Origin of the sequence: Agromyces laixinhei, assembly GCF_006337065.1 — a bacterium.
GTDB lineage: Bacteria > Actinomycetota > Actinomycetes > Actinomycetales > Microbacteriaceae > Agromyces > Agromyces laixinhei.
This window is the reverse complement of record NZ_CP040872.1, coordinates 2577689-2596359: the sequence shown is the minus strand read 5'-3', so window position 1 is coordinate 2596359 and position 18671 is coordinate 2577689. Positions and strand designations below refer to the sequence as shown.

The window sequence follows — 18671 nt, the reverse complement described above, 5'->3', positions numbered from 1 at the left end:
GACCCCAGCCTATCGCCGCGCCGAGGCCGCCAACGGGGTGCAGAATCGGATGGCGCGGCCCGCGCGCACGATCGGAGGAAGCATGCTCGGCGAACACCGCTACGAGATCGAGGTCGAGTGGCAGGGCGACCGCGGCACGGGCACCTCGGGCTATCGCGACTACGGCCGTCAGCACGTCGTTCGCGCGGCGGACAAGCTGCACGAGATCACGGGGTCGAGCGACCGGGCGTTCCACGGGGATCGCGAGCGCTGGAACCCCGAGGAGCTGCTGCTCGCCGCTCTCGGACAGTGCCACATGCTCTCGTACCTGCACGTCGCGACGAATCACGGCATTCTCGTGCGCGGCTACACCGATCGGCCCGTCGGGCTCATGCGCGAAGACGGCCGCGGCGGCGGGGCATTCGTCGAGGCCGTACTGCGACCGCGCGTCGTCGTGGCGGATGCCTCGATGCTGGGGCTCGCCCGCACGATCCACGGCGAGGCGGCCGAGAAGTGCTTCATCGCGGCATCCGTGGCATTCCCGGTGCGGCACGAACCGGTCGTGACCGTCAGTCAGCGCTGAGTCGCGCCAGCGGCACCGCGGGCAGCGTCGCCTCGGGGATCGGGCACGCCTGGCCGCCGACGAGCCTGCTGCACGGCGGCAGGAAGCCGGGGTACCGCTCCGATTCGGGGTCGCCGAACCACCGGTGCCACAGTCGCCAGAAGTTCAGGTTGCCGAAGGCCGAGCACCCGTCTCCGACCTCGGGGTCGGCCACGGCGGCCGGGTTCGGCTGGTACGGCGTGTAGTTGTACAGGTTCGCCGTCGCCTGGTTGGCGATGGCGACGGGTGCCGCGCCGCACGCGGCATCCGGATGGAACTGCACGTCGACCGCGCCGATGCGGTACGCGCGATCGGGCTGCTCGGTGTACTGCCGGAACTGCCAGGCGGCGTTGTAGACCTGATTGAAGAAGCCGAAGTACTTCGTGTCGCAGTCGGCGGTGTCGGGGCAGCCGTACCCCATCGCCCGGAGGTAGCCGGACTCGCTCGGCCGAGTGAGCAGCGACTGCTCCTTCTGGAGGAGCACGAGCAGGGTCTTCGGGCTCACACCGCACGACGCGGCGACCTTGGAGATGATGCGGCTCGCCCGCTCCCGGATGCCGCCCCGGTACTCGGTGCAGTGCCCGGGCCCCGCCGCCGGGAGCGTCGCCGTGCTCTGCATGAAGTCGGCGAGGCACGGCACGCGGTCTTTCGGGCGGCAGTCGAGACCCTCGAGGAAGGCCTGGATCTCGACCTCGCTCATCGCGCCGCTGTCGTAGAACGAGTCGTCGCTCACGATGTGGCCGGGGTCGAACTCGGTCGCCGACGGGATCGGCAGCTCGACGACGGCGGCGGCCTCACTGCCGGCGGCGGCACGCTTGATGTCGCCGGAGCCCGGACCCGAACACGCGGCGAACGCGAGCACCACGACGACCGCCGCGGCGACGCGGCTGATGATCGAGGCAGAGCGCATCGAACCGACGATACCGGTGCGAGACCGGGAACAGCTGGGAATCCGGTCAGATCCGCTCGCGCGGAACCACGCGGTCGGCGAGCTTGGCGAGGGCGCCTTGCGGCGGGGTTTCGTTGTACACGCCGGCGAGCTCTTGCTCGCTGAGCGCGTGGATCGCCGCCATGATCTCATCGGTCGCGGCTCGACGGGCGCGCCCAGACCCGGCCTGGCCGTGCCTCGCGAGATCGAGCGGCGCTCCGAAGCTCACCGTCACGGGTCGCACGCGCGGCAGCTTCGCCCCGACGGGCTGGATCTTCTCGGTGCCGATGAGACCAACGGGCACGACACGGGCACCCGTGGTCAGTGCGAGCCAGGCGACACCGGTGCGGCCGCGGTAGAGACGGCCGTCGAGCGAACGCGTGCCTTCGGGGTAGATGGCGAAGGCGTTGCCGGCGTCGAGGATGCGTTCGCCGGCATCGAGGGCCTCCTGTGCCTGCGAGCCGGCGCCGCGGTCGACGGCGACGGCGCCGATCGCGCCGAAGAAGGTGCGCGAGACCCAGCCCGAGAAGCCGGTGCCGGTGAAGTAGCTCGACTTGGCGAGGAACTGCACGGGTCGCGGTGAGGCGAGCGGAATCACGATGCTGTCGACGAACGAGAGGTGGTTCGAGGCGAGGATGACCGGCCCGTGCATGGGAACGTGTTCGGCCCCGGTGATCGTCGGCCGGTAGATGAGACGTACGAGCGGGCGGAGGATGCCGCGGACGATTCGGTAGAGCGGACCCTGCCGGACCGGAGCGGGAACGGTGTCGCCTTCGATCTCTGTCACCGTTCGACCCTACGGGCCATGGCATGCGCACCGCGGCATATCCGAGTGAAGGTGCGTCGGCCGCCGCGGCACGGGTGCGAGAGGATGGGGGTATGGATGTCGCGGCCGAGGGCGAGCTCATCGAGCTCGGGGACTCCGGTGTACGAGTCGTCGTGATGCTTCGCGGGCGCCGTGGCCCGGCGGCAGACACGGTTCTGCGCGGACTGCTCGCGCATGCCACGGGGGTGCCCGCCGACGACGTCGAACTCGTGCACGGCTGCGTGGAGTGCGGGGCACGGCACGGGCGGCCGTCGATCGCGTATCCGCTGACCCCCTCGGGCGCCCCGTGGTACGCCGATGTCGCCGTCGCAGGCGATGCCGTGGTCGGAGCGGCGGCCACGAGGCATCCGGTCGGGGTCGGTATCGAGCCGGCCTCACTCGAGACCGGAGCCGTCATCGATGAAGCGGCCTTCCATGCGAGCGAGCGTGCGGCGCTCGACCGTTTCGACCCGAACGCACGCGCCATCGCCCGGGCGACGCTGTGGGCGCGGAAGTCGGCGCTCCTCCGCGCCATCGGCCACACCGACTTCATCGAACCTTCGAGGCTGGCGCTGAGCATGCCGAGCGACGACGGCGGCGTCGGCCGAATCGAGGTGAGCCCGCCCGAATTCGGCTCCGGATGGCGCGGCATCCGCTTCCACGACATCGAGGTGCCCGGCGGCCGGGCCGCGTCGGTCGCCCTGCTCTGAGGACTTGCCTGCACCGCGGTCTCCTGCACCCGCACGTGCTCCCATACAGTGGTGACGTGCGCTCCGTCATCATCCTCGGCTCTTCCGGTTCGATCGGCACCCAGGCCCTCGACGTCATCAGGGCGAACCCGCGCCGCTTCGACGTGGTCGGGCTCGCCGTCGGCTCGAATCGAGCGCTGCTCGAGGCCCAGGCGGCGGAGTTCGGCGTCGAGCACACGGCCGTCGGTGTCGATGAGGCGGAACAGCTCGTGCGCGAGGTCGACGCCGATGTCGTGCTGAACGGCATCACCGGCTCCGTCGGGCTCGGGCCGACGCTCGCGACGCTCGAGCGGGGCACGACCCTCGCGCTCGCCAACAAGGAATCGCTCATCGTGGGCGGCGACCTCGTCACCCGGATCGCCCGGCCCGGTCAGATCGTGCCCGTCGACTCCGAGCACTCGGCGCTCGCCCAGGCGCTGCGCTCGGGCACCGATGACGAGGTGCGCCGGCTGGTGCTGACGGCGTCGGGCGGCCCGTTCCGTGGGCGCCGACGCGACGAGCTGACGGCCGTGACACCGGCCGAGGCGCTCGCGCACCCCACGTGGGACATGGGCCTCGTCGTGACGACCAACTCTGCGACGCTCATCAACAAGGGGCTCGAGGTGATCGAGGCGCACCTGCTCTTCGACGTCGAGTACGACCGCATCGACGTCGTCGTGCACCCGCAGTCGATCGTGCACTCGATGGTCGAGTTCATCGACGGCTCGACGATCGCGCAGGCCTCGCCGCCCGACATGCGCCTGCCCCTCTCGCTCGGGCTCGACTGGCCGCACCGGGTCGGCGGCATCGGCACGCCTCTCGACTGGACGCGCGCACAGGAGTGGACGTTCGAGCCGCTCGACAACGAGGCATTCCCCGCGGTCGCACTCGCCAAGCAGGTCGGGCGTGCCGGCGGCGAGTATCCGGCGGTGTTCAACGCCGCGAACGAGGAGGCGGTGGCGGCGTTCCACGCCGGGCGCATCGGGTTCCTCGACATCGTCGACACGGTGCAGGCGGTCGTCGAGCACCACGAGGCATCCGAGACGGCGCTCTCCGTCGCCTCGCTCGCCGAGGCCGAGCGCATCGCCCGTCGCGGCGCCGAGGCGCGCATCGCGCGCATCTCGGGCTGAGTTCGCGCTCGCCGAGCTCACAGCCGACCGACAGCGCGCTCAAAGCCGACCGCAGTACGCTTGCAGCCGTGGATTCCGTGCTCGCCTTCATCATCGGCGTCGTCATCATCGTCATCGGCCTCGCCGTGTCGATCGGTCTGCACGAGGTCGGGCACCTCGTACCGGCGAAGCTCTTCGGAGTCAAGGTCACCCAGTACATGATCGGTTTCGGCCCGACCCTCTGGTCGCGAAGAAGGGGCGAGACCGAATACGGCGTCAAGGCGATTCCGCTCGGCGGCTACATCTCGATGATCGGCATGTTCCCGCCCGGCAAGGGTGAACGCGTGCACGCCGACAGCACGGGATTCTTCCGCGGGCTCGTGCAGGATGCCCGCGATTCGAGCACCGAGTCGATCACGCCGGGCGATGAGCACCGCGCGTTCTACCGGCTGCCGGTGTGGAAGCGCATCATCATCATGTTCGGCGGCCCGTTCATGAACCTGCTGCTCGCGACCGTCTTCTTCGCCATCGTGCTCATGGGATTCGGCGTGCAGCAGCTCTCGACGACGGTCGGCTCGGTCTCGGCGTGCGCGCTGCCCGCGACGAGCGAGCGGCAGACGTGCGAGCCCGGTGACCCGGCGGCCCCCGGAGCCGCGGCCGGTATCGAACCCGGCGACCGCATCGTCTCGATCGCCGGTGAGCCGATCGGGTCATGGAACGAGTCGACGGTGATCATCCGCGAGAATGCGGACGAGCCGGTCGCCTTCGTCGTCGAGCGCGACGGCGAGACCGTCGAGCTCGAGGTCACGCCGATGCTCAGCGAGCGTTACGTGCTCGACGACCAGGGCGGCGTGGTGCGAGATGCCGCGGGCGAGCCGCTCACCGATCAGTTCGGGTTCGTCGGCATCTACGCGGCGAACGAGATCGTGCAGCGGCCCGTGACCGCCGTGCTGCCCACCGTCGGCGAGAACGTGGCCGGCGTCGCCGGTATCATCCTGAACCTGCCGCAGCGCATGATCGACGTGGCGAACGCCGCGTTCGGCACCGAAGAGCGCGACCCGAACGGCCCGATGTCGGTCGTCGGCGTCGGCCGGCTCGCCGGCGAGATCGCGACGATCGACGAGATCCCGATCGCGTCGAAGGCTGCCACGATGTTCGGCATCCTCGGTTCGCTGAACATCGCGCTGTTCGTCTTCAACCTCATCCCGTTGCTGCCGCTCGACGGCGGGCACATCGCCGGCGCCCTCTGGGAGGGCATCCGTCGCGGGTTCGCCAAGCTCTTCCGTCGGCCCGATCCGGGCCCAGTCGACCTCGCGAAGCTCATGCCGGTGACGCTCGCGGTCGTCGTCGTGTTCGGCGCGATGAGCGCCCTCCTGATCTACGCCGATGTCGTCAAGCCGGTGCAGATCTTCTGATCGCATCGCCCATCGCCCTCGCCGCGCGCAGCGCACCCTCGAACCGCGCCGCCTCGTACACCGCTCGGAGTAGCGAGTGAGTCTCCGAATGGCCGATTCGCGTACACGGCGCCGGGGATACGATCGGGGAATGCCGTCGCAGAACTGGGACGGACCGCCGTGGCACGCGCCGTGGGGCGGTCGCCCCGAACGATTCCGGCCCCCGTCGGGCGTCGTACTGCTCGCGCCGGTCATCATCAGCCTCATCGTGCAGGTGCCCGCCGCGATCGGCATCGCCGTGTGGAGCCACGCCGGGTGGGTCGTCGGCATCGGCCAGGTCGCGCTCGCCGCGGCCGGCCCGATCGCGCTGCTCGGGGCGAGGCGCCTCCCGGGGCCGACGGTCGCGCTGGTCGCCGCCGCCGCGCTCGCCGATTTCGCGCTGGCGCCAGATGTCGGCCCGCCCTACATCGCCGTTGCGTTCGCGATCGTACTGGCGGTCGCCCGCGGAGCGGTCGTCTGGGCCGTCTCCTCGGTCGTCGCGGCGTGGGTCGCGGCGCTCGTGCTCGGTTCGATGCTCGGGCAGTCATGGCATCCGTTCCGCATCGCGTTCACGACGCTCGCGCTCGCCATGTGCTTCGGCATCGGCTGGTTCGTGCGGGTGCGTCGTGCGCGGGCCTCGGCCCACCGTGCCGAGGCGATGCGGCGCAGGCAGAGCGCCGAGGAGCGCGAGCGCGTACGCATCGCCCGGGAGTTGCACGACGTCATCGGGCACGCCCTGTCGCAGATCAACGTGCAGGCGAGTGTCGGACTGCACCTCATGGACCGCGACCCCGAGCAGGCCCGCACCGCGCTCGGCAGCATCAAGGAGACCTCCAAGTCGGCGCTCGAAGAGGTGCGCACCGTGCTCGGCGTCATCCGCGACGGGGACGCGCCGCTCGTGCCGCAGGCCGAGCTCGCCGAGATCCCGAGGCTCGTGCGCGGCATCCGCTCGCCCGAGCTCGATGCGCGGCTCGTCGACCGACTCACGGAAGCCCCTCGGCGCGCCGTGCAGTTCGCGGGATTTCGCATCGCGCAGGAGGCGCTCACGAACGTCGTGCGGCACGCCCGCGCGACCGAGGTCGTCGTGACCGTCGAGCGGGCGAGCGACGAGTTCGTGCTCACGGTCGACGACGACGGCGTCGGTCCGGCCGGCCCAGGCCAGGACGCCCCCGGCGATCGCCGCGTCGAGAACGGCGAGGGCAGCGGCATCCTGGGCATGCGCGAGCGCGCGGCCCTCCTCGGCGGCGCGGTCGAGGTCGCCCGGTCGCCGCTCGGCGGCACTCGCGTCACTGCGCGGCTGCCATGGGATGGCGTCGCATGATTCGCGTTGCGCTCGCCGACGACCAGGTGCTCGTGCGCGCCGGCTTCCACGCGCTGCTCGCCGCCGAAGATGACATCGAGGTCGTGGGAGAGGCGTCGAGCGGCACCGAACTGCTGCGGCTCGTGGGGCGGGAGCCGGTCGACGTCGTGCTCATGGACATCCGCATGCCGGACGGCGACGGCCTCTGGGCGACCGAGCAGATCGCCGCCGATCCGAAGCTCGCGGGCGTGCACGTCGTGATCGTCACGACCTTCGAGCTCGACGAGTACGTCGCGAGGGCGGTGCGGGCCGGGGCGAGCGGATTCCTCGTGAAGGACACCGAGCCCGTCGACCTCATCCGCGCGGTGCGGGTCGTCGCCGAAGGCGAGGCGCTGCTGTCGCCCGGCGTCACGAAGCGGTTGCTCGAACGCATGTCGACCGGGCTCCGAGACGCGCCCGACGAGGAGCGGCTCGCGGCGCTCACCGATCGCGAGCGCGAGGTGCTGCGCCTCGTGGGACTCGGCCTCACGAACGACGAGATCGCGGCGAGGCTCGTGCTCAGCCCGCTGACCGCGAAGACCCACGTCTCGCGCATCATGCAGAAGCTCGCGGCGCGCGACCGGGTGCACCTCGTGGTGGTCGCCTACGAGTCTGGGCTCGTCGCGCCCGGATGGCAGTAGCCCCGACGTGCTGCCGCAGCACGCCGATCCGACCGCCCATTCCCCGGCCGGATTCGCGCGTTGTGCCGGCGTCAGCCGATGTCGCACTCACGCCAGGTTGACGTGGAGGTCATGGTGACCCCGGAACCTCCGGTGACGAGCGTCGCCCACTGTACGTCGCGAAGAACGCGCGGACCGATCGGGGCGCCCAGAGCAGAACGAGCATGATGATGTGGATGGCGTCGCCGGGGATGACCGCCCACAGGTATGCGCTCCCGGATGCGGCCGAGTACAGGCTGCCGAGCGTCGCGATCACGAGGTACGCGCTGAGCGCGATGCGTGCCCACTGCCGACCATGCATGATCTTCACCACGAACCAGATCGACAGCACGACATCGACGGCATGCAGGACGACCGCGTAGACGATCGAGCCGATGATCGCGAACTCGAGCTGCCTCGTTGTCAAGGACGGATCGGCCGCGATGATGCTGTCGGTGAGAAACCCGTCTCTGCCGATCATCATCGCGACGGGAAGTGCGATCAGCAGACAGATGCCGACCCCGACCGCGGGGATCAACCACCGCAACGGAGTAGGGATCTGCGCCCAGGTCGGGCGTTCGGTCTTGTATGTGGTGCCGACGTCGCCGGGCGAAGTGGCACGGGTGCTGTACGTCATTCGGACAGGTTAGCAAGAATTCTGACCGTGATGGTAAATTTAGAACGCTAATGTCAGAAAACCAGCGAAGGTACCCTGTCATGACTGAGAGAATCGCCCGCGAGCCGGGTCGGTCGACGTTCATTCAGCGCACCCGTCGCGCACAACTCATCGCGTGCGCGATCGACGTGCTCGCCGAGGACGGGTACGTGCAGGCATCGCTTTCGCGCATCGCCAAACGGGCCGGCGTGAGCCGCGGCGTGATCCTCTACCACTTCTCGGGCCGCGACGACCTGCTCGATGCCGTGGTCAGCGAGGTCTACCGAATCGCGACCGAAGAGCTTCGTCCTACGATCGAGACGCAGTCGACCGCGCTGCGCGCGGTCCGGACCTTCATCGTGGGAAGCGCTGAGTTCTATCGTGCCTACCCCGCGCACATGGCCGCGCTGCGAGAGATCGTCGCTCATTCTCGTAGCGCCGACGGCACGATCCGGCACAGCGAGCATTCCAGAGCCAACGAACGGGAGCTCTCGGCACTCGGTGTGCTCTTCGAACGCGGGAAGGAGGCAGGAGAGTTCCGGGCATTCTCGACGCCGATCATGGCGCGCACGATTCGCAGCACCCTTGATGGGCTGCTCGGTCAAATGCGCGTGGACCCGGGGTACGATCCGGTTCCCGAGGCCCACGAAGTGGCCGACATCTTCGAGCGGGCAATGATGCGACAGAGCGAATGATGCTGCTCGTCGACGGCGAACGGCGTCTACCTGAGCACGGCTTCGGACATCCCCGCTCACGACGGGTCATCATTCGTCCCTTCCTCCAGCACGTTCGACTGCTCCCGCGGGAGCAGTCGAAGTGACTCCCCGGGTCGGATTCGCTGATGCCGCCACTGCACGAGCATGGTTCGCGAAGGCCCAGTCCGGGCCGCACGAACACTGGAGGCATCATGCTCGCCACCCTCGCCACCACCGCGGTGGTCACTCACGCCGGCCCTTGGGCGGCCGGCTTCGGATGGGTCTTCTTCCTCATCCCGATCTTCTGGTTCCTCGTCATCGGCCTGATCATCTTCCTGGTCACCCGGGGCCGCCGTCGCTACTGGGCCCACGGCGCACCCGACGGCGCCTACGGGCCGCCGTGGATGCGCGCCGGAGCGAGCGCCGAGTCGACGCTCTCGGAGCGGTACGCCAAGGGCGACATCGACGAGACCGAGTACCGCGCGCGCCTCGAGGTGCTGCGCGCCAACCGGCCGAACGCCTGACGGCGGCGAGGGGCGGATGCTGCGGCATCCGCCCTTCGCAGCGGGGAGCGGCGGTGGTCGGTCAGAGCCGCGCGCGTCAGCGCGAGAGCAGCAGTGCCTCGCCCTGGCCGCCGCCGCCGCACAAGGCGACCGCGGCGTTGCTGCCGCCGCGGCGCGAGAGTTCGAGCGCGGCGTGCAGGGCGAGTCGTGCACCCGATGCGCCGATCGGGTGGCCGAGGGCGATCGCGCCGCCGTGCACGTTGACGATGTCGCTCGAGAGATCGAGATCGCGCATGGATTGCAGCGACACCGCAGCGAACGCCTCGTTGATCTCGACGACATCGAGGTCGGATGCCGCGACACCGCCCTTCTCGAGGGCCGCGGCGATGGCGTTCGACGGCTGCGAGTGCAGCGAGTTGTCGGGGCCGGCGACCTGGCCGGCCGCGCCGACGAGCGCGAGCCAGGGGAGCCCGTGAGACTCCGCCCATTCTCGGCTCGCGACGATCACGGCGGCGGCGCCGTCGGAGAGCGGCGAGGAGTTGCCCGCCGTGATCGTGCCCTCAGCGCTGAACGCGGGCCGGAGCTTGGCAAGCACCTCGACCGTCGAGTCGGGTCGCACGCCCTGGTCTTCGGCGACGATGACGGGCTCGCCCCTGCGCTGCGGGATCTCGACGGGAACGATCTCGTCGGCGAAGGTGCCGTCGGCCTGCGCCGCGCCGGCGCGCACGTGCGATGCCGCGGCGATCTCGTCTTGGGCTCCGCGGGTGATCTCGTACCGCCCGTTGAAGCGTTCGGTCGAGGCACCCATCGAGTCGTGGTCGAAGGCGTCGGTGAGCCCGTCGTGGGCGGCGTGGTCGAGCAGGTCCCACGAGCCGTACGCCGTGCCGCGGCGCGAGCCGGGCAGCAGGTGCGGCGCGTTCGTCATCGACTCCTGGCCCCCCGCCACGACGACGGATGCCTCGCCGAGGCGGATGAGGCGCGCGGCGTCCGTGATCGCGACGAGGCCCGACAGGCAGACCTTGTTGATCGTCGTCGCGGGAACCCGCCACGGGATGCCGGCCGCGACGGCCGACTGCTTCGCGGGGTTCTGGCCTGCGCCGGCCTGCAGCACCTGACCCATGATGACGGCGTCGACATCGTCGGGGGAGACCCCGGCCTTCTCGAGGGCGCCCCGGATCGCGACGGTGCCGAGCTCGACCGCCGACCGACCCGCGAGGTTGCCGTTGATGCGGGCGAACGGGGTGCGTGCCCCAGCGATGATGACGACGTCGGGGATGCTCATGTTTCCGGGACTCCTTCGTTCGGGTTGCGAGCTGCGCTGCTCTCAGCCTATTCTACTTTCCTGAGACCTGAACCAGCTGTCAGGTTCTCGAATCGCACCAGGATCCATCCCACGTTCCAGCCATTCATCGTCGAGAGGCACACAACCCATGCGAGTTACGAAGAAGTATCTCGCGACGGCCGTCATCGCCGCCGCGACCATCGCCCTGGCCGGGTGCGCCCCGACCGCCGGCGGAACAGCGGAGCCGACCGACTCCGGAGCGCCCGTCAAGATCGCGATGCTCACGAGTCAGACCGGCCCCCTCGCCGCATACGGCGAGGCCTACACCGCGGGCTTCGAGGCGGGTCTCGACTACGCGACCGACGGCACCGGCACCGTCGACGGCCGCGAGCTCGAGATCGAGTGGGCCGATGACCAGGGCAACCCCGACACCGCCGTGTCGAAGGCCAAGGACTTCATCGGGCAGGGCTACGAGATCCTCGCCGGCACCGCGGCATCCGGCATCGCCACCGCGCTCGCCGAGCAGGCCGAGCAGAACAAGATCCTCTACATCTCGGGCCCCGCAGCGGCCGACGCCATCACGGGGGTCAACGAATACACGTTCCGCTCGGGCCGACAGACCTACCAGGACGTCGCGACCGCGGGGACGTTCATCGGCGACCCCGCCGGCAAGAAGGTCGTCGTCTTCGCGCAGGACACCGCGTTCGGCCAGGGCAACCTCGCCGGGGTCCAGGCCGTGCTCGGCGGGCAGGGGGCGACGGTCGAGGGCGTGCTCGTCGCCGAAGACGCGACCGAGTTCACGCCGTTCGCTCAGCAGTTGCTCACCGCCCAGCCCGACCTGATCTTCGTCGCCTGGGCCGGTGCCTCGTCCGGCGCGATGTGGACCGCACTCCAGCAGCAGGGCGTGTTCGCTGCCGTGCCGGTCGTCACCGGTCTCGGCGATGTCGCAACGTACGGCGCGTACGGCGACGCATCCGCCGACATCTCGTTCCTGAATCACTATTTCGCGGGAGCGGCCGGTACCGACGTCGAGGCGGCGATGATCGAGCACCTCGAGGCGGCGGGTGCCACCCCCGACCTGTTCTCGCCCGACGGCTTCGTCGCCGCCCAGATGATCGTGCAGGCCGTGCGCGAAGGCGGCGACACCGTCGACGGCATGATCGACGCGCTCGAGGGCTGGACCTTCGATTCGGTGAAGGGCGAGATCACCGTTCGCGCCGAGGATCACGCCATGATCCAGCCGATGTACCAGGCCAAGCTCGTGCAGAGCGACGGCAGCTGGGTGCCCGAGCTGATCGACACGATCGATGCCGAGACCGTCGCACCGCCGATCGCCGGCGAGTGAGTGCTTCGCCCGCGTCGCGCGAGCGGCGCGGGCGATATCCTCGGCCCACGTCCCTCCAACGCAGTGAGGCAGTCATGACCGACCATGTGATGCTCGCCCTCGAGCAGGTCGGGCTCCGCATCGGCGGAGCCCGGATCCTGAACGATGTCGCGCTCGAGGTGCCTGCCGGCGAGATGCTCGGGGTGATCGGGCCGAACGGGGCTGGCAAGACGACGCTCTTCAACGTCGTCTCCGGCGTCATCCGGCCCACGGAGGGACGAGTGCGCCTCGACGGACAGGACGTCACGCACGTTCCCATCCACCGCAGGGCGGCGGCCGGCCTGGGCCGTACCTTCCAGACCTCGAGCCTGTTCCCGGGCCTCAGCGTGCTCGAGAACGTGCGGCTCGTCGCCCAGGCGCACGCGGGCGGCGCGACCTCCGTCTTCCGCACTCCGAGGCGAACGGATGCCGCGAGCACCCGCGCCCTCGAGACGCTCGGCGAGGTCGGCCTCGAGCACCGGGCCGGCACCGAGGCCTCCGGGCTCTCGCACGGTGAGAAGCGCAAGCTCGAGATCGCCATGCTCCTCGCGGCCGAGCCGAAGGTCATCCTGCTCGACGAGCCGATGGCGGGCGTCGCCTCGGGCGACGTTCCCGCCATCACCGAGGTGATCCGGGGTCTGCACCGTGGCGGCCGCACCGTGCTCATGGTCGAGCACCACATGGAGGTCGTGCTCGGCCTCGTCGACCGCGTCGCCGTCATGCACCACGGAGAACTGCTCGCCGTCGACACCCCGGAGGCCGTCATGGCGAACCCGGCCGTGCAATCCGCCTACCTCGGGGAGGCGGTGTGAGCGAGCCGATCCTCCGCGTGAGCGGGCTTTCGGGCCGAATCGCGGGCCAGCAGGTCGTCGAGGACGTCTCATTCGAGGTCCCCGCGGTCGGCATCACCGCCCTCCTCGGCCGCAACGGGGTCGGCAAGACCTCGACGATCAAGTCGATCCTCGGCCTCATCGATCGCTCGGGCGAGGTGGAGTTCGGCGGCCTCCGCATCGATCGGCTCCCGACGCACCGCATCGTGGCGAAGGGCGTGGGCTACGTGCCCGAGGATCGCGAGGTGTTCGGCACGCTCACCGTGGCTGAGAATCTGAGGCTCGCCGAGCGCGACGAGCATCCCCGACGCGAGTTCGTCCAGCGGCTCTTCCCCGACATCCACGCCCGCCGGGCGCAACGCGCGGGCACGCTCTCAGGAGGGCAGCAGCAGATGGTCTCCCTCGCGCGGGCGCTCGTGAACGAGAACCGGCTCCTGCTCGTCGACGAACCCACGAAGGGGCTCGCACCGCGCATCGTCGACGAGGTCGCCGACACCCTCGCCGAGGCCGCGCGCACCGTGCCGATCCTGCTCGTGGAGCAGAACCTGCACGTCATCCGAAAGCTCGCCGAGCGTATCGTCGTGCTCTCGGGCGGCCGGGTCGTCTTCACGGGCGAAGCCGCCGAACTCCTCGACGACGAAGACCGCATCCAGCGCTACCTCGGCGTGCACGACGCCGGCGCCGCACCAGAGGGGAGCGCCCGATGAGCACCGTCATCCTCCTCGTCATCACCGGTCTCGGTCTCGGAGCGCTGTACTTCCTCGTGGCCAGCGGTCTTTCGCTCATCTACGGGCTCATGGGCGTGCTGAACTTCGCCCACGGCGCGTTCCTCACGATCGCCGCCTTCCTCGGCTGGGAGGTCGGCCGGCGGGTCTCCGACGGCACCTGGTGGGGCCTCCTGGTCTCAGCGCTGGTCGGCATGATCGTCGGGGCGATCGTCGCGGCCGCCACCGAGTACTTCCTCATCCGCCGGCTCTACGAGCGGCACATCGAGCAGGCGCTCATCACCGTCGGCCTGGCACTTGCGAGCGTCGCACTCTTCGAGGGCATCTGGGGCACCGACCCCATCTACACCGCGAAGCCCGAGTGGCTCACGCAGACCACCGAGATCCTCGGCGCGAAGATCCCGAACGACCGCTTCCTGCTCATCGTCTGCGCCGCCCTCGTGCTCGGCGGCATCGTGCTGTTCCTCCAGAAGACCCGCTACGGCCTCATCATCCGCGCGGGTGTCGAGAACCGATCGATGGTCACCGCACTCGGCATCGACGTGCGGCGCTCGTTCACGATCGTCTTCGCCATCGGCGGCGCGGCGGCGGGCCTCGGCGGTGTGCTCGCCTCGGTCTACTACGGGTACGTCTCGGCGCACCTCGGCTCGGTACTGCTCATCTTCGCGTTCATCGTGACCGTGATCGGCGGCCTCGGCTCACTCACGGGCGCGGCGATCGCGTCGGTGCTGGTCGCCGTGCTGCAGCAGTTCGCCAACTTCTACCTCGACGGCACCGGCGACTTCGTCGTGATCATCGCCCTCGCCGCGGTGCTGCTCATCAGGCCCAGAGGGCTCATGGGGAAGGTCGCATGATGCTTCGAGAGCCTCAGGGCGACGCCCGGCAGATCACGGATGCCTCGCCCGCGACCCGCGGCGAAGCGCCCATGCCGAAGTCCGGCGGCGCGGCAACTGCACGACGCCCGCTCGTGCTCCTCTTCGGCGGCATCGCGCTCGTCGTCGTGCTCGCCATCCTGCCGCTGCTCGCGATCGACATTCCCGGCGTGCTGCCGGGGCCCACGTACACGCCGGGCACCCTGCAGCTCCTCGCATACGCGATGCTCATCGCGGCGCTCGCGCTCAGCTACCGCATGATGTTCGGCCTCGCCGGCATGCTCTCGTTCGGGCACGCGCTCTTCTTCGCGGCCGGCGCATACGGCCTCGGCATGACGCTGAACGCCTTCGCGCCCGCCGACTGGCCCAGCGGGCTGATCTTCGCGGCCTCGATCGGCATCACCCTGGTCTTCGGCATCGTGCTCGCGGCGACGGTCGGTGCACTCGCGCTTCGCGTCACGGGCATCTCGTTCGCGATGGTGACCCTGGCGTTCGCGCAGGCGGGTTCGGTGCTCATCCGTCGCAACCCCGGCTCCGCCACCGGCGGCGACGAGGGGCTCTCGCTCGACATCGCGAACGTGCCCGAGTCGTTCGTCGGCGTCGTCAACACGCGCAACCTCTACTGGATGGCGCTCGCCGTGCTCGTGCTCGTCTACCTCGTGGTGCTCTGGGTCGAGCGCAGCCGCGCCGGCCACGTCGCCGAGGCCGCGCGCGAGAACGAGCTGCGAGTCCGCGTCATCGGCATCCGGCCGTACTCGGTGAAACTGCTCATCTTCATCGTCGCCTCGGTGCTCGCGGCCGTCTCCGGCATGGGATACCTGCTCCTCCAATCGGGCGCCTCGCCGCGCATCGCGACGGCCGACTTCACCCTCACGATCCTCGTCATCGTCGTGCTCGGCGGGGTGGGGTACCGCTGGGGGGCGATCGTGGGCGGTATCGTCTACACACTGCTCGATCAGCGGCTGACGGCGCTCGCGGGCTCGGACGCGATCGCGGCCCTGCCCGATGTGCTCCGGATCCCGCTCTCCGAGCCGTTGTTCATTCTGGGAACGCTCTTCATCCTCGTGGTGCTGTTCCTGCCCGGGGGGATCGCGGGACTCCCGCAGCGCTTCCGGACGGGCCGGAAGCAGCACCCGGCCGAAGCGGAGGAGACCGCAGATGCCTGACGCACTCCACACGCTGGGGCGGTGGACGCGCGACCGCGCCCGCGCAACCCCCGAACGCATCGCGATCGACGACCGCGGCGTCGTCGTCAGCTACCGCGAACTCGACGATCGGGCCGAGCTGCTCGCGACGGCGTTCCGGGCGGCGGGATTCGCGATCGGCGACCGCGTCGCGTCCCTCTCGGGCAACAGCGCCGACCAGGTCGTGCTCTTCTTCGCCTGCGCGAAGGCCGGTCTCGTGCTCGTGCCGCTCTCATGGCGCCTCGCCCCGCGCGAGCTCGCCACGCAGCTCGAGATCGCCGAACCCGCCCTGCTTCTCGTCGAGAACGAGTTCGAGTCGCTCGCCCGTGCGACGCTCGCCCGGGTGTCGCGCCGCATCGCGACGGCGCTGCTCGGTGCTCACGGCGTCGAGGCCGGGGTCCCGGCGCCGGCGCGGCACGGCGGGGCCGCGGCATCCGCGCGCACCGAGGTGGTCGACGACGATGCGCTGCTCATCATCTTCACCTCGGGGACGACCGCGACGCCGAAGGGCGTCGTGCTCACGCACGCCAACTGCTTCTGGACCAACCTGTCGTTCTCGCGCATCTCCGAGCTCCGTGCCGCCGACACGGTGCTCGCGGTCATGCCGCAGTACCACGTCGGCGGATGGAACATCCAGCCGCTGCTCGCCTGGTGGACCGGGGCGACGGTCGTGCTCGAGCGAACCTTCGAGCCCGGCCGGGTGCTGCACCTCATCCAGGAGCGACGGATCACGACGATGATGGGCGTGCCTGCGAACTACCTCTTCCTCGCCCAGCACCCCGACTTCGCACGCACCGACCTCTCGAGCCTCGAGCACGCGATCGTCGGCGGCGCACCGATGCCCCCCGCGCTGCTGCAGATCTGGCACCGACGCGGCGTCGCCCTGGCCCAGGGCTACGGACTCACCGAGGCCTCACCCAACGTGCTCTGCCTGCCCGACGAGGATGCGCGCAGCCGCGCCGGCTCGGCAGGCAAGCCATACCCGCACGTCGACGTCGCGGTCGCCGACCCGGTGACGGGTGAACGACTCGGCGGCGAGGCCGAGGGCGAACTGCTCGTGCACGGCCCCTCGGTCTTCGCCGGGTACTTCCGCGACCCCGAGGGCACGGAGGCGGCCCTGCACGACGGCTGGCTGCACACGGGGGATCTCGTGCGCCGCGATGCCGACGGCTACTTCACCATCGTCGACCGCATCAAGGACATCTACATCTCGGGCGGCGAGGGCGTCGCCCCGGCCGAGGTGGAGGCCGTGCTCATGGGGCACCCTGCCGTCGCCGACGTCGCTGTCGTCGGTGTGCCCGACGAACGCTGGGGCGAGGCCGGCGTGGCCTGGGTCGTCGTCGCCCGCGGCCGGGTCACGGATGCGGCCGAGCTCATCGACTTCGCCCGCGGCTCGCTCGCCCGCTTCAAGGTGCCGCGCGACGTGCACCTGGTCGACGAACTGCCGCGCTCCACGGCCGGCAAGGTACTGCGGCGAGCGCTCGCCGAACGGGCGAACGCCGAGGCTCCCACACCCACGAAGGACGTACGATGAGCGCCGCACCCCGCACCGCACGCGGTGAGAAGACCCGCAGCCGCCTGCTCGAGGCCGCAGAGCACGTGTTCGCGGCGCACGGGTACCACGAGGCATCCGTCTCGCGCATCACCGACCGCGCCGGAGTCGGGCAGGGCACGTTCTACCTCTACTTCGCCACGAAACTCGACATCTTCAACGAGCTCGTCGAAGACCTGAACCATCGCGTGCGGCAGGCCATGAGCGAGGGTACGCGCGGTGCCGCCACCCGCATCGACGCCGAGCGTGCCGGATTCGCGGCGTTCTTCAGGTTCACCGCGGAGCATCCTGCCCTCTACCGCGTCGTGCGCGAGGCCGAACTCGTCTCGCCCGACGCGCTGCGCCTGCATTACACCCGCATCGTCGACGGCTACATCGACGGCCTTCGCGAAGCGGGCGATGCCGGCGAGATCGGCGACATCGACCCGACGGTCGCCGCGTGGGCGCTCATGGGCATCGGCGAGATGATCGGCATGCGCTGGGTGCTCTGGGGCAATGGCGACGCCGAGCCCGGTGACGACGCCGATCCGACGGCGAGCGGCACGCGGGCCGTGCCGCCCCACGTGCTCGACGAGATGATGCGCTTCATCGAGGGGGCGCTCGGTCGCTCCGTCGTCGGATCGAGTCCGGCCGTCGACGCAGTCAGCCCGCGCCGTGACGCGGCAGTCAAGGAGGAATCGTGACCGATCTCAGCGGGCGCCGCGCGCTCGTCACCGGGGGAGCGAGCGGCATCGGCGAGGCCTGCGCCCGCGCCTTCGCCGATGCCGGCGCCCATGTCACCATCGCCGACCTCAACGGGGAGGCCGCCGAACGCGTGGCCGCCGAGCTCGGCGGCGAGGCATGGCACGTCGATCTGGGCGACACCGCCGCACTCGCCGAACTCGCGCTCGACGCCGACATCCTCGTCAACAACGCGGGGATCCAGCATGTGCGCCCGATCGAGGAGTTCGAGCCCGAGCGCTTCGCGTTCATCATGCGACTCATGCTCGAGTCGCCGTTCCTGCTCATCAGGGCGGCCCTTCCCGGCATGTACGAGCGCGGCTTCGGCCGGGTCATCAACATCTCGAGCGTGCACGGGCTGCGGGCCTCGCCGTACAAGTCGGCCTACGTCGCCGCCAAGCACGGCCTCGAGGGTCTCTCGAAGGTCACGGCGCTCGAGGGCGGGCCGCACGGCGTGACGTCCAACTGCATCAACCCGGGTTACGTTCGCACCCCTCTCGTCGAGCGGCAGATCGCCGACCAGGCCCGGTTGCACGGCATCTCGGAGGAGGAGGTCGTGCCGCAGGTGATGCTGACGGAGTCCGCGGTCAAACGGCTCGTCGAACCCGGCGAGGTCGCGAGCCTGGCGCTGTGGCTCGCGGGACCCGCTGCCGGCATGGCGACCGGTGCGAGTTACACGATCGACGGCGGCTGGACCGCGCGGTGACCG

Annotated in this window: 20 protein-coding genes; 16 read left to right on the top strand and 4 right to left on the bottom strand. The window is 70.1% G+C overall.

All coding sequences use genetic code 11. The features are described from left to right. The first annotated feature begins 82 nt into the window (after positions 1-82). A complete protein-coding gene (locus tag FHG54_RS12320) occupies positions 83-562 on the top strand; it encodes an OsmC family protein (protein ID WP_139418441.1) in 480 nt (159 codons plus the stop codon). On the opposite strand, the gene FHG54_RS12315 is transcribed toward FHG54_RS12320, so the two are convergent. Together FHG54_RS12315 and FHG54_RS12310 are read right to left on the bottom strand one after the other, a co-directional pair. After that, positions 549-1490: a hypothetical protein gene (locus FHG54_RS12315; protein WP_139417532.1), complete on the bottom strand. Its 942-nt coding sequence runs from the start codon at positions 1488-1490 to the stop codon at positions 549-551. The two genes, FHG54_RS12320 and FHG54_RS12315, sit on opposite strands and share 14 nt — an antisense overlap. Positions 1491-1536: 46 nt before the next feature. Continuing rightward, positions 1537-2295 (bottom strand): lysophospholipid acyltransferase family protein, encoded by a 759-nt coding sequence (locus FHG54_RS12310; protein ID WP_139417531.1) that lies wholly within the window; start codon positions 2293-2295, stop codon positions 1537-1539. A gap of 92 nt (positions 2296-2387) precedes the next feature. On the opposite strand from FHG54_RS12310, the gene FHG54_RS12305 reads away from it, so the two are divergent. From FHG54_RS12305 to FHG54_RS12285, 5 genes are all read left to right on the top strand, one after another. Next, the gene (locus FHG54_RS12305; RefSeq protein WP_139417530.1) at positions 2388-3023 is read left to right on the top strand and encodes a 4'-phosphopantetheinyl transferase family protein; all 636 of its coding nucleotides are present in this window, start codon (positions 2388-2390) and stop codon (positions 3021-3023) included. Positions 3024-3079: 56 nt separating this feature from the next. Beyond that, positions 3080-4171: a 1-deoxy-D-xylulose-5-phosphate reductoisomerase gene (gene dxr, locus FHG54_RS12300; protein ID WP_139417529.1), complete on the top strand. Its 1092-nt coding sequence runs from the start codon at positions 3080-3082 to the stop codon at positions 4169-4171. A gap of 68 nt (positions 4172-4239) precedes the next feature. Then, on the top strand, positions 4240-5565 hold the full coding sequence (locus tag FHG54_RS12295) for a M50 family metallopeptidase (RefSeq protein ID WP_198169834.1): 1326 nt from the start codon (positions 4240-4242) through the stop codon (positions 5563-5565). A 130-nt stretch (positions 5566-5695) separates the two neighbouring features. Then, positions 5696-6904 (top strand): sensor histidine kinase, encoded by a 1209-nt coding sequence (locus FHG54_RS12290; RefSeq protein ID WP_139417528.1) that lies wholly within the window; start codon positions 5696-5698, stop codon positions 6902-6904. Next, positions 6901-7563: a response regulator transcription factor gene (locus FHG54_RS12285; protein ID WP_139417527.1), complete on the top strand. Its 663-nt coding sequence runs from the start codon at positions 6901-6903 to the stop codon at positions 7561-7563. Before FHG54_RS12290 ends, FHG54_RS12285 begins: the two co-directional genes overlap by 4 nt. Before the next feature lie 109 nt (positions 7564-7672). On the opposite strand, the gene FHG54_RS12280 is transcribed toward FHG54_RS12285, so the two are convergent. Beyond that, positions 7673-8218, bottom strand: coding sequence for a hypothetical protein (locus tag FHG54_RS12280; protein ID WP_139417526.1), 546 nt, complete (start codon positions 8216-8218; stop codon positions 7673-7675). Between the two features lie 167 nt (positions 8219-8385). On the opposite strand from FHG54_RS12280, the gene FHG54_RS12275 reads away from it, so the two are divergent. After that, the gene (locus FHG54_RS12275) at positions 8386-8931 is read left to right on the top strand and encodes a TetR/AcrR family transcriptional regulator (protein WP_168197170.1); all 546 of its coding nucleotides are present in this window, start codon (positions 8386-8388) and stop codon (positions 8929-8931) included. A gap of 212 nt (positions 8932-9143) precedes the next feature. Further along, the gene (locus tag FHG54_RS12270) at positions 9144-9455 is read left to right on the top strand and encodes an SHOCT domain-containing protein (protein ID WP_139417524.1); all 312 of its coding nucleotides are present in this window, start codon (positions 9144-9146) and stop codon (positions 9453-9455) included. A 76-nt stretch (positions 9456-9531) separates the two neighbouring features. Here FHG54_RS12270 and FHG54_RS12265 read toward each other — a convergent pair whose 3' ends face one another. Next, entirely contained in the window at positions 9532-10716 is a 1185-nt protein-coding gene (locus FHG54_RS12265) for an acetyl-CoA C-acetyltransferase (RefSeq protein WP_139417523.1), read from the bottom strand. A 148-nt stretch (positions 10717-10864) separates the two neighbouring features. Between FHG54_RS12265 and FHG54_RS12260 the strand changes: the two genes are divergently transcribed. The 8 genes from FHG54_RS12260 (at position 10865) to FHG54_RS12225 (ending at position 18668) form a co-directional block, all read left to right on the top strand. Then, a complete protein-coding gene (locus FHG54_RS12260) occupies positions 10865-12061 on the top strand; it encodes a substrate-binding domain-containing protein (protein WP_139417522.1) in 1197 nt (398 codons plus the stop codon). Positions 12062-12135: 74 nt separating this feature from the next. Further along, positions 12136-12891 carry an ABC transporter ATP-binding protein gene (locus tag FHG54_RS12255; RefSeq protein WP_139417521.1) on the top strand — a complete coding sequence of 252 codons (756 nt, stop codon included), beginning with the start codon at positions 12136-12138 and terminating at the stop codon, positions 12889-12891. Then, on the top strand, positions 12888-13616 hold the full coding sequence (locus FHG54_RS12250; protein ID WP_139417520.1) for an ABC transporter ATP-binding protein: 729 nt from the start codon (positions 12888-12890) through the stop codon (positions 13614-13616). The genes FHG54_RS12255 and FHG54_RS12250 overlap by 4 nt, the downstream gene beginning before the upstream one ends. Then, on the top strand, positions 13613-14488 hold the full coding sequence (locus FHG54_RS12245; RefSeq protein WP_139417519.1) for a branched-chain amino acid ABC transporter permease: 876 nt from the start codon (positions 13613-13615) through the stop codon (positions 14486-14488). The genes FHG54_RS12250 and FHG54_RS12245 overlap by 4 nt, the downstream gene beginning before the upstream one ends. Continuing rightward, on the top strand, positions 14488-15672 hold the full coding sequence (locus FHG54_RS12240; protein ID WP_420837416.1) for a branched-chain amino acid ABC transporter permease: 1185 nt from the start codon (positions 14488-14490) through the stop codon (positions 15670-15672). Before FHG54_RS12245 ends, FHG54_RS12240 begins: the two co-directional genes overlap by 1 nt. Continuing rightward, positions 15665-17224: a class I adenylate-forming enzyme family protein gene (locus tag FHG54_RS12235; protein WP_139417518.1), complete on the top strand. Its 1560-nt coding sequence runs from the start codon at positions 15665-15667 to the stop codon at positions 17222-17224. The genes FHG54_RS12240 and FHG54_RS12235 overlap by 8 nt, the downstream gene beginning before the upstream one ends. After that, on the top strand, positions 17221-17925 hold the full coding sequence (locus tag FHG54_RS12230; protein ID WP_139417517.1) for a TetR/AcrR family transcriptional regulator: 705 nt from the start codon (positions 17221-17223) through the stop codon (positions 17923-17925). The genes FHG54_RS12235 and FHG54_RS12230 overlap by 4 nt, the downstream gene beginning before the upstream one ends. After that, entirely contained in the window at positions 17922-18668 is a 747-nt protein-coding gene (locus tag FHG54_RS12225) for a 3-hydroxybutyrate dehydrogenase (protein ID WP_139417516.1), read from the top strand. Before FHG54_RS12230 ends, FHG54_RS12225 begins: the two co-directional genes overlap by 4 nt. The last annotated feature ends 3 nt before the right edge of the window (positions 18669-18671 follow it).

Excerpts from the sequence above, each read along its gene's own strand:
- FHG54_RS12280 (WP_139417526.1), bottom strand. The coding sequence starts at position 8,218 with ATGACGTACAGCACCCGTGCCACTTCGCCCGGCGACGTCGGCACCACA.
- FHG54_RS12235 (WP_139417518.1), top strand. The coding sequence starts at position 15,665 with ATGCCTGACGCACTCCACACGCTGGGGCGGTGGACGCGCGACCGCGCC.
- FHG54_RS12315 (WP_139417532.1), bottom strand. The coding sequence starts at position 1,490 with ATGCGCTCTGCCTCGATCATCAGCCGCGTCGCCGCGGCGGTCGTCGTG.
- FHG54_RS12290 (WP_139417528.1), top strand. The coding sequence starts at position 5,696 with ATGCCGTCGCAGAACTGGGACGGACCGCCGTGGCACGCGCCGTGGGGC.
- FHG54_RS12320 (WP_139418441.1), top strand. The coding sequence starts at position 83 with ATGCTCGGCGAACACCGCTACGAGATCGAGGTCGAGTGGCAGGGCGAC.
- FHG54_RS12245 (WP_139417519.1), top strand. The coding sequence starts at position 13,613 with ATGAGCACCGTCATCCTCCTCGTCATCACCGGTCTCGGTCTCGGAGCG.
- FHG54_RS12265 (WP_139417523.1), bottom strand. The coding sequence starts at position 10,716 with ATGAGCATCCCCGACGTCGTCATCATCGCTGGGGCACGCACCCCGTTC.
- FHG54_RS12240 (WP_420837416.1), top strand. The coding sequence starts at position 14,488 with ATGCTTCGAGAGCCTCAGGGCGACGCCCGGCAGATCACGGATGCCTCG.
- FHG54_RS12285 (WP_139417527.1), top strand. The coding sequence starts at position 6,901 with ATGATTCGCGTTGCGCTCGCCGACGACCAGGTGCTCGTGCGCGCCGGC.
- FHG54_RS12260 (WP_139417522.1), top strand. The coding sequence starts at position 10,865 with ATGCGAGTTACGAAGAAGTATCTCGCGACGGCCGTCATCGCCGCCGCG.
- FHG54_RS12305 (WP_139417530.1), top strand. The coding sequence starts at position 2,388 with ATGGATGTCGCGGCCGAGGGCGAGCTCATCGAGCTCGGGGACTCCGGT.
- FHG54_RS12255 (WP_139417521.1), top strand. The coding sequence starts at position 12,136 with ATGACCGACCATGTGATGCTCGCCCTCGAGCAGGTCGGGCTCCGCATC.
- FHG54_RS12230 (WP_139417517.1), top strand. The coding sequence starts at position 17,221 with ATGAGCGCCGCACCCCGCACCGCACGCGGTGAGAAGACCCGCAGCCGC.
- FHG54_RS12270 (WP_139417524.1), top strand. The coding sequence starts at position 9,144 with ATGCTCGCCACCCTCGCCACCACCGCGGTGGTCACTCACGCCGGCCCT.